This window comes from Vibrio sp. 10N.222.46.A1 (assembly GCF_041473595.1).
GTDB lineage: Bacteria > Pseudomonadota > Gammaproteobacteria > Enterobacterales > Vibrionaceae > Vibrio > Vibrio tasmaniensis_A.
The window spans coordinates 1-11372 of sequence record NZ_JBFRSN010000142.1; the positions used below are offsets into that span (position 1 = coordinate 1).

Consider the following 11372-nt stretch of genomic DNA (forward strand, 5'->3'; position numbering starts at 1 on the left):
GTATTATTTAGATTATGTTAAATTCAAGAAGTGATAAGTAAGTCACAAACTCAACAAAATTAGACGCCAGTGAGCGATTACATGACTCATTGATGTTTCGGTCTAAACGAGAGCGTTTCGGTTTTTTCTATTTAGGAAGACTTTTGTATGAATTTTAAATCAGAATGTAGGGTTGAGAACAAGGAAGTCGGTATCGCTTTTAATCTCTCATCAAAGGCGAATAAAACGTTAACGCTCTCGGCGAAAAGAGCAGAGCGGGCCAAAAAGCGCGAAGGGAAACTTCGATTAGAAGATCACCTCAAACGTTTTCCTAATTGGTCGCTGTAACGAATGAGATTGCCGTCTGGGATTATTACCTCAGATGGCCTCGAAGGTGGGCTGCCTTCACGATTGCAAAAAGCGCCGCAGAGGGGCGCAGGCCTGCGTAATATGCCTAACAAATTCAGGAGCCCTCTCTGGGGCGACGTCCAAGGCTGTTTTTCTACTCAATTAAGCACGCTGGTTGAGTGGTGAAATAGAGTTACTTGGGAATACCAGACACCACATCCTTTGGATGTGCGCATTCTACTACAAGAATGCTCAAGCCAGTTTGTAGCACGGCTCTTGAAAGAGAGCCCATCGTTTTGTTTTTTAAAAGAACAAAACAATGTCCTAACAAGGAGTGTGAACGATGCAGATTATCTACGGATATTGTCGTGAAGATGAGGCCGTGAGTTTATTAGGCCACTTTGTTGAACAAGGTGATTTTGTCAGCGTCAAAGAACTGGGAACGGTCGGGCGTGAACACATGGCGTTTGCCGCTTTGTTGCCTTTTACTGGGCACCTTGCATTTCCTTTCTGTTGGAAGGGCGTTCATTTGGTTGCGGTTCAAAAACAAGCTCAGTCAGTTAATCGTCTCACTCTCCCAACCTCAAATAATGCTTGTAAAAAACGTTATCGGAAGCTTAAGAACACCATCATTAGCGCTCAAAATTGGAAGCAACATGTGAGCCGTAATCGTGGTTTGAAGTACGCGAAATCTTCGATGTTTTCTTAAGGATGTGGGAGGGAGCCCCCTTTCCCTCCATCCTGACCATGTACTTGATAAATTTATCACTCAATAAGGATATTTATTATGAAAACACGCACCCAGCGCACCCTCCTTGTCGGGCTTGGCGTTGCTGTCTCGACACTTCTTATCACTCAGCCCGCTCTGGCTGCCGATATCTTCGCGTCAGGTAAACAAGCCATGAAAGACTCGGCGGGCAAAGGCTCTGCGGTTGAAACCGCGATGCTGGGGACTGGGCTTGCGGGGGCGGTCGTTACTGGACTGATGAGCCGTAACTGGTTTGCGGCCGTTGGCGGGTTCATTGGTGGCTCAGTCTTGTGGAATGTTGGAGCACCACTCGTCGGCTTAGGCTAAGGAGTCACAATGGAAGACCCTCATCAGTTTTTTTCTATTCCAAAACACATGAACAAAGGTCGTCGCTGGCTCGGGTTCCCAGTTGATGAACTCGTGCCTGCCCTCTGCATTTTTGGCCTCTCATTCTGGCTTAAACACGAAATGATAGGGCTGACGTTATCGCTGGCTTGGTTTGGGGGATTACGTTACATCAAAGCGCAATACGGTGACAACATAGTTACCTTGTCACTTTATTGGTGGGGGGCTTCCTTTGTCCATCCCACCCTCTTTAAGCGTACCCCCTCAGCCTGTCGTCGTTACTGGATTTTCTAAGGAGACCCTTCATCATGGATCCGTTTGTTAAACGGGATAAGCTGGCCGTCAAAAGCCTCCTCAATCTTTTTTTGAGTGCAGGCTTTCTTGTTATGCTTATCACTAACCTGGTGTTGGGTTACACCAGTTATCAAGCCCTTACCCATCAAAGCCGAACCCTAGTCCCGCCCACCCTCTCTCAAGCCTTTACGGTTTCGGATGGCGCGGTCGATGAACCTTATCTTGAGCAAATGGCGGATTATCTTCTCTACCTGAAACTCAACATCACGCCGGCAAGCGTTGGACGTCAGTTTGGTCAGTTACTTGAATATTTAGACGAGACAAGCTGGTACAACGTTCAACCTAAGCTGCTTCGAGAAGCCACGGTGGTTAAAAAAGATAACATCAGCAGCCAATTTTCTGTCGAGTTGGTCCGAATTTCTCTCGACACTCTCCAAGTACAACTCTACGGGAAACTCCAAAAGCACGTAGGCCAACGCGCACTAGATCCGGAGATGAAGTGGTATCAAGTCAACTTTAGCTATGACCAAGGCGTCATAGGTTTACTCTCCATTGAAGAAGTCGAGGTCAACACCGATGAATCTTTATGAGCAATCATTCACCCCATCGCAGCAATGGCACCCTTATTTTTTATCCATCGCGCTTTGGGTGGTCTTTTTCATCCCCTCTTTTGCCCTGGCTGAAAATGCCGCCATGGTGAGCTATGAGTTTGACGAAGGCGACACGATCCCCTTGTCACTCTCTTCCATTAACGTGAACCGTTTACTGGTCAACAATGACCGTATTATTTCGATCGTCTGCCCGAAAGGGTTTTGCACCTCAACGGGCAACCAAAAAGACGCTTCCGGCTCCATCACCTTAAAAATTAACCTTCCCTTACCGTTTACCGCGCACCTGACGACAGAGAAAGGGCGATTGTTTGCGCTGTTTATTACCCCCAAAGCTACACCATCTTTGGTCACGGAGTTTGTTTGGTCGCAAAATTACAAAGAGCAGCAAAGCCCGATTGAGCAGGCGGCGGATTATCCCGCCGCCATGACAGCGCTCACCAAAGCCATGATACGTTTTGTCCATGATGGCGCTCCCATTGCTGGTTTTAAACGTCACGACGTTGACCCCAAAACCTTACCCAAAGATGAAGCGTCACTGGCCATCATCCCTCAAACGGTCTTCGTGGGCCGTCATTATTCTGGGGTGGTTTATCAGCTCAAAAATCAAAGCCGCAGTGACATGGCGCTGACCACCGCGCAGTTCTACAGCTATTCCGCACGCTCAGCCGCGCTCGATGCCTATCAATTAAAACCTGGGCAAACTACCACGCTCTATCTCATTACTGGAGGAGGCGCCACCCATGCTCGATAAACAAAAAGACGCCTTGGGCCGTTTTAAGAAACGCGTCTTCAAAGACACCGACGGGGACTTTGAAGACGGCGGCACGATCAATGCCGTGACAAGAAAGCGCAATCGCACCATTACGCTCACGGTATTGCTGATATTGACCGCCCTGGCTTTTGTTGTTTGGCGGTTAACACTGTCTCCCCAAGCGCCAAGCAAGGGCATTCAAGATGTCGGATTTGGCGCTGTCGTCACCGATGATTTTACCGACAAAGACAACCAGTCCGCCCTGACGTTTCAACAAGACAAAATCAACCAAATAGAACAAAGCTTAGCGCGGTTTGAAGGCACATTAAGTCGCTTTGGACAAAGCTTAACCTCTGAGTTAGAGAACATTAAAAAGGCCAATGAGCGCGATACAAAATCGCAACTGACAGAGCTTGAGCAGCAGATGCAACAAAAGCTCGATGAAGTTGACGCGCTCAAGGCGCAGCTTGAGACGCAATTAGCCTCAACCCTCAAGGCAGGCGATCCTTCGACTCAACACGGCATCGAGACCAACCAGGGAGACACCTTTGGCCAATACAAACTGCCCCCAAGACCGGCCATTAATAGCAACATGGATAACGCCAAGGTGAATGAGTTCCAGTACCAAGAGCAAGATGATGTGGCCTTTAGTGGTGATGCCTTTGATAGCTTTGAATTTCACTGGCAAGCCAGTGTCGAGGAGAAACAATCCCGTCGCACGACCGATAACTACGTGCCAACCGGCACCTTTGTGACCGCCGTAATTACCGGCGGCGCTGATGCTAATGGGGGCGTCTCTGGACAAGGGGATACCTCACCGATTGTCTTTCAGACAGTCAATCAGGGGGTCTTACCCAACGGTCAGGCCTCTAAATTGAAGGATTGCACGATCACCGGCGCCGTCTACGGTGAGATCTCATCCAGCCGCGGCGTCGCTCGCACCAGTAGAATGAGCTGCATACAACCCAATGGCGATATTCTCGATATCCCCGTCAATGCGACCGTGTTTAACTTTGGTCGCAATGGTATTCGCGGTACCACCATTTTGAAAAACGGTAAGATCGTTCAAATGGCCGGCATTGCGGGGATCTTGCAAGGCGTAGGGGATGCAGGTAAAGCGCTGGCACAAACCACGACACCGACGGCGCTCGGCCCAAGTCAAAGCATCAACAGCGATAAAATTGGCTTGAATCTGCTTGGCGGCGCCACGGAGAGCGTTGGCAGCAAATTGGCGGACTACTACATCAAACTGGCCGAACTCTATCATCCGATAGTGGAAGTCAATCCTGGTGCCATCGTCAATATTGTCTTTTTGGAAGGCTTTCCATTAGATCCATTGCTGGCCGATGAATACGAAACGCGTATGAATGAGCAGCGTGAGCAAGTCTCCAACAGCAATCAGCTCTTGGATGTCATCACCAACGCCTCCTCTTTTCCACCAACCACTCAAACCGCCCCCATCAACCCATTAGCGCAAAAAATCACCCAACAAGGGTTAAGCCGCGTGGGCTTTGGGCGTGAGGAATCACCATGAATAGGCACGCTTTGTTTTCACTATCGATACTCTTAGGTCTGACCGGTTGTAGCGCGGGCTTTGAGAGCGAATACAGTTGCGCTCAGGTCGGCGGCGTTTCAGGTTGCGTCACCATGAACGAAGTTCGAGACAACCTATACGGTTATACCGGAGGCAGTGGTAACGCCACGGTCTCTTCTCAAGCGCGTCTCGCCCCACCTTCCGCCTTTACCTTACTGCCAAGGCGCAATCGAGAGGGGGAGCCAGAGCGAAGCCAAGAAGACGTTAAAAAACTCACCGTCTTCCCTTTCATCGACAAAGACAATCACTACATCGATACGATGGATGTTTACTTTGTCTTAGACGATAGCCGTTGGTCTGGGCGCCCTGCGCGCGCGATTTGGAAAGATTGATTAGGAAAAAAGAAACGAAGCTTAAACATCATTTTTATCATGGGCGCGCGACATTCAGTCTCAGCCTTCTCTCAATGAGGGGGGAATCCATCAAGCGGTCCAAGATTGTGTCACGCCCCCTAACATTAAAATAGAAAAAGGGATCCCCCATGTTTTCCTCCTCACGCAGTGGCTTATCCGCCTTATTTCAAGAGGCCAAGCAAGCCCAAAACCACCTTCACCATGAACTGCCGTATCGAGATTACGATCCCATTGAGCGGGTGTTCGACAATCCCCACTCTCGCGGTTTTGGCTTTAAAATCAGTGTCCTTGGGGGCGCTAACGACGATTTAATTCAGTCGTTAAGCCACCTCATGGGGGATTTGCCTGCAGGGGATAAATGGGACTATCAAGTGCAGCTGTTTGGTCACAACCGAGTGGCGCACTATCTCGAAGGAAACCAAGCTCTACTCAGTCAGCGAGGCGGTATCTGCCAGAAGCTGGCTAACGATGACGCCATTTACGCCCACTACGCCGCGCAGCACGGTTTTTTACACCGACAAAAAAACAATCGCTTTGATTTGCGCGATTACGACGCGTTCTTTTTTGTCTCCACCACGGAAAAAGACCCACAAGAGCTGCTTGATGCGCGAATGACTCTAGAGACAGGACTGGCGCAGCTTGGTTTTGATTTACTGCCCGTCACGCCTGAGATGTTGCTGACCGATGTGAGTGATATCTTAAACTTTGATAAACGACAAGACCGGCCAAAGGAAAAAGGCTACAACCCGTTAGAGCCTTTGAACCTGCAAGCCCTCTCTCCCGATACCGAAGCGTTAACGCATCGTGGCCATATCGCCACCCGTCATACCAATGACCAAGGGGAGGAGGTGCGCACACGGCTGGTCAATTTGGGACTTTCTCGTCTGCCTGGGGATTATCGCTTGTACGCCTTACCTGAGGCCTTTTCTTCTCTTCGCAACGTTTCTCGTAATATCACTTGCCCTCACCGCGTCACGTTGAGCTTTCGTAATGAGCCAACCGGTAAGCAAAATGCGGATAACGATAATAAGATAAAAGACTTAACCAAGACGGTGAACAGCCAAATGGCGCTGCTGGCTCCAACAGCGGAAGATGAGCTCAAAGAGCGAAAAGCCCTACAAAAAGGTCTGTTGTCTAAAGAGTTTACCATTGCGTCTATGGTCCTCACGGTCTCCCTGTTTACCGATAAGACCCACCAGAAAAAAGACACCCAAGCGGCGAAGGAGTCATTCAGCCATGCTGGCCTTGATATCATTCCCCTGAAAATGAATCAGCCGCAAGCGCTGCTTTCAACGTTGCCTTTTATGATGAGCGAAGGGTTGTGGGGCGATTGTAAAAAAGCCGGCCGAGTTCGCACGTTAAAAAGCTCTAATCTGGTGAACCTCTTCCCTCTCATCATGGATTTTTGTCAGTTAAAAGGCGGCGTATTGCTGCCCACGATGCGCCAGCAAATTTCTTTCTTTAACCCTTTCACCTGTGGCAGTGATAACCAAAATATCGCACTGACTGGCGGCTCAGGCGCAGGGAAAAGCTTTCTGGTTCAAGAGATTGCCGAAACGGTTTACGCCATGGGCGGTAAAGTGTGGATCCTCGATAAAGGGGCCAGCTATAAAAAATTGACGCTCAGCCTTGGGGGGACGTACATGACGCACGCCAACATCTTCTTAAATCCCTTCACGCATTTAGGCGCCATGCAAAGTGCTGAGTTTGAGTTTGTGGATGATGACGGTAGACCGGTCGACCCCATGATGGAAGCGCTCGATAATATCACGGCGTTGTTTGCCACCATCGCGTCACCCTACGTCCCACTGACGGCGTTTCAACAAAGCGTCTTAGGCGATGCGATAGTGACGGCATGGGAGCGTAAAGGTAATCAAGCCTTGGTGGATGATGTCAGAGACGCCTTGATTGAGATTGCTGGAGAAGAAAGCGACCGACGCATCAAAGACATTGCGGTGCAACTGAAAAAGTTCTGCACCGACGGCATGTACAAAGATGTGTTCAACAAGCCCTCCATGCTCGACCCCAGTGTGGAAATCACCACGCTGGAGCTGGATGGGTTTCCGCCTGCTGTGCTCAGACCCGTGATTTTTGCGTTGATGGTGTCGATTAACCAGCAGATGTACCTGGCTGGCTCTCGCTCTACCCCAAAGCTGTGCATCATTGAAGAAGCCTGGAGCCTCCTCTCTGGGGCAAACGAGCAAGCGAGGGAGTTCATCAACACCGGTTATCGCACCGCCCGTAAGTTCGGCGGCGCTTTTTGTACAGTGACTCAAGGGATTGAAGACTTCTTTAGCAACGAGGAAGCCAAAGCCTGCTACAACAACTCCGATATCCACATCATTCTTCGTCAAGGGGAAGGGTTTGATGAGTATCTGATCCAAAACCCGGATGCCTTCTCACCGTTTGAGCAGCGCCTCATTAAAAGTTTCGCTCCGTCTGCCGAAGCGGGATACAGCAGTGCGCGCATCAAAGCGGGTGGCCATGTCACCTATCACCGCTTTTTCGCCTCTCCGGTGAAACGCGCCATGTTCTCAACCGAGCCTAAGGAGTTTGAGTATTGTGAAAATCTTTATAAACAAGGCCACTCACTGGAGCGCGCCATTGAGCAAACCTCCAGGCACTTTTATGGCAAAGACATTGACGCCTTTAATCAAGCCATTGGGGCGAGCGCTTAAATCCCCCCTTTTTCTTTTGGTCGCTGGACTGGCAACGACAAATGCCGCTGGAAAGAACTTGGGCCAAGTGGCCCCTATCTTCCCCATCGGTGAGATTGACATGCTGGAGTGGATTGACCAAAGACTGAAAGGGTTTGAGGCCAGTGGTCAATTAGCGGACATGCAAAACGAGTTCACGGAGCGCGCCAAGCAAAGCATTGAAAACCCACCGCCCGTTGCAGGCTTAACCACCACGATCAACCCCCGCACCTTTTACGTTGACCCAAGCATCACCCTCCCTAAAGACATTATCGCCCCCACTACAGGAGCCGTGATTGCCAAAGCGGGCACCAGAGTGAACCCCTTTGATACCCGCACTTGGCCAAAGGTCGACGGTCAAAACGTTCTACCACGATTTGAGTTAAGTAAGGTGCTGGTCTTTTTTGATGCCAGAGACGCGCAGCAACGAAGGTTCGCTAGCGAGTATCAAAACGCCAAGCCAATCAAGTGGGTACTGACAGGAGGCAGCCCGAATAAAATGGCGACCTTATTGGACGCAAGAATGTATTTTGCGCAGCAAGGCCACTTAACCCAATCGCTTAACATTACTCACGTCCCAGCGATTGCCTACCAAGAAGGCACGCGCTGGCGCATCGATGAGGTGAACGTATCGGGTTTGCACCCCTTGGCGATAGAGCAATAACAATGACATCGCATTGGAAGTGCGCACCTCCCTTGATCATGCTTCCAGTATGACGCTTTTTTCTCTTAACCAAGCTCGCTTTTGGCGGCGATAATGGGGCGAAGCCTCTTGTCGAGACAAAAGGAGTACCACGCTCGGCGTGGAAAAAGGACACCCCATGACACAACGACACTTTCGTTTACTGTTGTGCTGCCTATTGGTTTTTATTGCCCCATCAACCCTAGCAGCCAGTGCGGCGTGTAAAAGCCGTTTTATTAACCCCATGACCGATATTTGTTGGGATTGCTTGTTTCCGATGACGATAGGCTCAGCCACCGTCATGCCCTCTAAGTACCCCGATACGCCCAATCCCACACTGCCTATCTCTTATTGCCCTAAACCGCCGCCTATCTTTGTGCAAATAGGCATCAACATTGGCTATTGGGAGCCTTATGCCTTAACCGATATCACGCGCGTCCCTTACTGTATGGTGAACATGGGCGTGCAAATGTCCGGCGCTAACACTCAGCGTATCGGTGGGCGCGTGACCGCCCGTGAGAGTGACAGCAGTGACGGAGGCTTTTATCACGCCCATTGGTATAAGTACCCCGTCATTTATTGGCTGCAACTGATGCAATCCACCGCCTGCATGGCCACGGACGTGTTTGATGTGGCCTACATGACGGAAATTGACCCACTTTGGGACGACGATGAGTTATCCCTCATTCTCAATCCCGAAGCGTTACTGTTTGGTAACTTGGTTGCGCAGCTTGCTTGCGTGCCCGAAGCCCTGTTGACCTCCACTAATACTGCCTTACCTATTGATGCGTTATTTTGGTGTTTAGGCTCACAGGGCAGTGCCTATCCGCTCACCGGCACCACCAACTATCGAGACACGCCCATCCAGGCGGCGACACTCTTGATGGAAAAGCTGAACTACAAACTGCACCGGCAAGGGATCATCTGGGAGACGCGCGGCGAAGATGGCGCGATTTGTTATCAATATCCCGATCCTATTTTGCCAAAATCTCGTTATCGGTATCAAATGTCGGGGCCTATTCCCGATGCCGCCTGGTGTCACCCGTACACCACGACAACCACACTCTGGGAAGCCGGCCATGACAACCCGGTGACAGGGGATAACTTTGGTTTTGTACAATGGCGAAAGCGCAACTGTGTCTTTTTATAAGGTGACGCGATGATGCCCATTCTTCCCCACAAAAATGAAACGGACCTATTTATTGCCAGTCACCCTGACTCCCTTACCGATTTTTTAAAAACAGAGCTCGCCAACAACAAGCACATTTACTGCTGTTTCCCGCTCTCGCAGTTTTGCTTCTCGTTTTGTCGCGATCTCAATGCTCGTAAGGTGCTGTCAATCAGCTTCCAAAACGCTCACACCCTCTACCCACCCTTTCAGCGGCCATAATTAAGGGGCTACTATGACCATTCCATCTTTTGAGAGCGCCTTTGGACGCTCACTTGTTTTTCTGTGTTTTTTTATTGCGTTACCCACCCAGGCTTACACTGAGCAAGAGCTCAAAGCCTTTGCCAAGCTTGAGCAAAAAATGACTCAACAACCGGAGGCTTCGAAGGCGGGGTCCACTGACGACATACAAAATAAAGCCCAGGCTTATCGAGAAGAAGCGCTGACTCTCAGCCGCAATGTTCAAGATTTGATAAAAGATGAGAGCCTGTCCCCCTTATTGGGGCGACAAAAACCCACGCGCCACCCTGACCAAGCCCCAAAAGGGGTAATGGTGTTTGTTTCACTCACCATGCCCAAGACCGCGCTCAAACAGCTTCTGATGCAAAGTGAGCACTTAGGTGTGCCACTGGTGATACGCGGTGTCTTACCTGAAGGTTTTCCGGCCACGGTCAAGCGAATCGAGGCCTTGATACGCTCACCCAATAAGGCGCCCATTCAAAGCGGCTTTTCCATCAGCCCTGATTGGTTTAAGCAATTTGATATTCATCGCGTACCGGCCTTTGTTTCGGTCAAACAAAACCGCTGCTTACCTAAGCAGCCTTGCAAAGCCAGTGACTACGACATCCTTTACGGCAACATTTCACTTTACCAAGCTCTGGATTACCTCGCGGCCGGGGATGCGCAGCAAAACATTCACCCACTGTTGCGCACGCTCTATTCCCAATAACCCTCTCTCACCCCAACTTTTGATGAGGTGCTCCTTATGCGCATTGACCTCTGGGCTGCGCTCACGCTCAGTTTTTTATCTACTCTCGCTCTTGCCAGCGAACAACACACCTTTACCGAGAGCGCCAATTGGGCGAAACAAACGGCAAGCCAAGCTCTAGCACCTCATGCCCTGCCACTCAATGTCGATGACTATTGCAAAGACGCCACGTGTCGACAAGAGATCCGCAGTCCAAAAGAATCAAGACTGTCAGACAGTGAGATCAATGCACAAAAAGGGACAGAGTTTGTGACCAATGGATTGGCTCAAGACATCAACGCGAACTTCAATAAAGGGCGCCCCGATGTGAAAAGCGACCCGGCGATGCGCTTTGCCTTACTTGGCCAAGAGAATGCTTTTGAAATCACTCATGGTCTCTCAAATGCCTATGTGGATTGTGATAGCGGCTCCCAGTGCCTTATCGAACACATTCCTAAACAGTGTCATCGTCCAACGAACAACAACGTGCCTTGTACAAAAGTCCCCGTTGCCACCGTGGTTACTGGCAATGTCATCTACCACTGTCCATCCGGTTGGACAAAGCAAGGGGATAATTGCCAACGTCCCCTCCCACAATGCCGATACAATAATAAACATTATGTGAGGCAAACGAGAGGTGATGGCATTTTCTCATCGTCAGGAACCATGTATTTATGGGGCGGTAAGAGTGTCTATCCCAACCAAGGCTACACGCTTGGCGAGTTAAAACAGACCTATCACGTTAATTGGCAAGCGAGCGAACACTGGGATAAACGCTACGAGATTTGTCGACCCACCACACAAACGAAAAAAGCCACCTTGAGCTGTTCAAACGG

At 50.0% G+C, this 11372-nt stretch carries 12 protein-coding genes and 1 pseudogene; all 13 read left to right on the top strand.

Annotated features, from left to right (window positions below; translation table 11 throughout):
* Window positions 1-147 precede the first annotated feature (147 nt).
* Window positions 148-327 carry a TraY domain-containing protein gene (locus tag AB4496_RS05095; protein ID WP_017097351.1) on the top strand — a complete coding sequence of 60 codons (180 nt, stop codon included), beginning with the start codon at window positions 148-150 and terminating at the stop codon, window positions 325-327.
* 343 nt (window positions 328-670) lie between these two features.
* Window positions 671-1036 (top strand): hypothetical protein, encoded by a 366-nt coding sequence (locus AB4496_RS05100; protein ID WP_017098539.1) that lies wholly within the window; start codon window positions 671-673, stop codon window positions 1034-1036.
* A gap of 78 nt (window positions 1037-1114) precedes the next feature.
* Window positions 1115-1402: a type IV conjugative transfer system pilin TraA gene (gene traA / locus AB4496_RS05105; protein WP_102482413.1), complete on the top strand. Its 288-nt coding sequence runs from the start codon at window positions 1115-1117 to the stop codon at window positions 1400-1402.
* A 9-nt stretch (window positions 1403-1411) separates the two neighbouring features.
* A complete protein-coding gene (gene traL, locus AB4496_RS05110; RefSeq protein ID WP_016800089.1) occupies window positions 1412-1714 on the top strand; it encodes a type IV conjugative transfer system protein TraL in 303 nt (100 codons plus the stop codon).
* Window positions 1715-1728: 14 nt separating this feature from the next.
* Window positions 1729-2304, top strand: coding sequence for a type IV conjugative transfer system protein TraE (traE, locus tag AB4496_RS05115; protein WP_016800090.1), 576 nt, complete (start codon window positions 1729-1731; stop codon window positions 2302-2304).
* The gene (traK, locus tag AB4496_RS05120; RefSeq protein ID WP_017096434.1) at window positions 2291-3076 is read left to right on the top strand and encodes a type-F conjugative transfer system secretin TraK; all 786 of its coding nucleotides are present in this window, start codon (window positions 2291-2293) and stop codon (window positions 3074-3076) included. The genes traE and traK overlap by 14 nt, the downstream gene beginning before the upstream one ends.
* A complete protein-coding gene (locus AB4496_RS05125) occupies window positions 3066-4610 on the top strand; it encodes a TrbI/VirB10 family protein (RefSeq protein WP_076647806.1) in 1545 nt (514 codons plus the stop codon). Before traK ends, AB4496_RS05125 begins: the two co-directional genes overlap by 11 nt.
* Window positions 4607-5002, top strand: coding sequence for a type IV conjugative transfer system lipoprotein TraV (gene traV / locus AB4496_RS05130; protein ID WP_372130656.1), 396 nt, complete (start codon window positions 4607-4609; stop codon window positions 5000-5002). Before AB4496_RS05125 ends, traV begins: the two co-directional genes overlap by 4 nt.
* 149 nt (window positions 5003-5151) lie before the next feature.
* Window positions 5152-7701 (top strand): type IV secretion system protein TraC, encoded by a 2550-nt coding sequence (traC, locus tag AB4496_RS05135; RefSeq protein WP_102428823.1) that lies wholly within the window; start codon window positions 5152-5154, stop codon window positions 7699-7701.
* Window positions 7652-8383, top strand: coding sequence for a type-F conjugative transfer system protein TraW (traW, locus tag AB4496_RS05140; RefSeq protein ID WP_016800095.1), 732 nt, complete (start codon window positions 7652-7654; stop codon window positions 8381-8383). The genes traC and traW overlap by 50 nt, the downstream gene beginning before the upstream one ends.
* 157 nt (window positions 8384-8540) lie before the next feature.
* Window positions 8541-9551 carry a conjugal transfer pilus assembly protein TraU gene (gene traU, locus AB4496_RS05145; protein ID WP_017099757.1) on the top strand — a complete coding sequence of 337 codons (1011 nt, stop codon included), beginning with the start codon at window positions 8541-8543 and terminating at the stop codon, window positions 9549-9551.
* A 253-nt stretch (window positions 9552-9804) separates the two neighbouring features.
* Window positions 9805-10518 carry a type-F conjugative transfer system pilin assembly protein TrbC gene (gene trbC, locus AB4496_RS05150; protein ID WP_372130658.1) on the top strand — a complete coding sequence of 238 codons (714 nt, stop codon included), beginning with the start codon at window positions 9805-9807 and terminating at the stop codon, window positions 10516-10518.
* A 36-nt stretch (window positions 10519-10554) separates the two neighbouring features.
* A pseudogene (locus AB4496_RS05155) lies at window positions 10555-11372 on the top strand (type-F conjugative transfer system mating-pair stabilization protein TraN); the annotation flags it as partial.

Excerpts from the sequence above, each read along its gene's own strand:
- traC (WP_102428823.1), top strand. The coding sequence starts at position 5,152 with ATGTTTTCCTCCTCACGCAGTGGCTTATCCGCCTTATTTCAAGAGGCC.
- traA (WP_102482413.1), top strand. The coding sequence starts at position 1,115 with ATGAAAACACGCACCCAGCGCACCCTCCTTGTCGGGCTTGGCGTTGCT.
- traV (WP_372130656.1), top strand. The coding sequence starts at position 4,607 with ATGAATAGGCACGCTTTGTTTTCACTATCGATACTCTTAGGTCTGACC.
- traL (WP_016800089.1), top strand. The coding sequence starts at position 1,412 with ATGGAAGACCCTCATCAGTTTTTTTCTATTCCAAAACACATGAACAAA.
- AB4496_RS05100 (WP_017098539.1), top strand. The coding sequence starts at position 671 with ATGCAGATTATCTACGGATATTGTCGTGAAGATGAGGCCGTGAGTTTA.
- traU (WP_017099757.1), top strand. The coding sequence starts at position 8,541 with ATGACACAACGACACTTTCGTTTACTGTTGTGCTGCCTATTGGTTTTT.
- trbC (WP_372130658.1), top strand. The coding sequence starts at position 9,805 with ATGACCATTCCATCTTTTGAGAGCGCCTTTGGACGCTCACTTGTTTTT.
- AB4496_RS05125 (WP_076647806.1), top strand. The coding sequence starts at position 3,066 with ATGCTCGATAAACAAAAAGACGCCTTGGGCCGTTTTAAGAAACGCGTC.
- traE (WP_016800090.1), top strand. The coding sequence starts at position 1,729 with ATGGATCCGTTTGTTAAACGGGATAAGCTGGCCGTCAAAAGCCTCCTC.
- AB4496_RS05095 (WP_017097351.1), top strand. The coding sequence starts at position 148 with ATGAATTTTAAATCAGAATGTAGGGTTGAGAACAAGGAAGTCGGTATC.
- traW (WP_016800095.1), top strand. The coding sequence starts at position 7,652 with ATGGCAAAGACATTGACGCCTTTAATCAAGCCATTGGGGCGAGCGCTT.
- traK (WP_017096434.1), top strand. The coding sequence starts at position 2,291 with ATGAATCTTTATGAGCAATCATTCACCCCATCGCAGCAATGGCACCCT.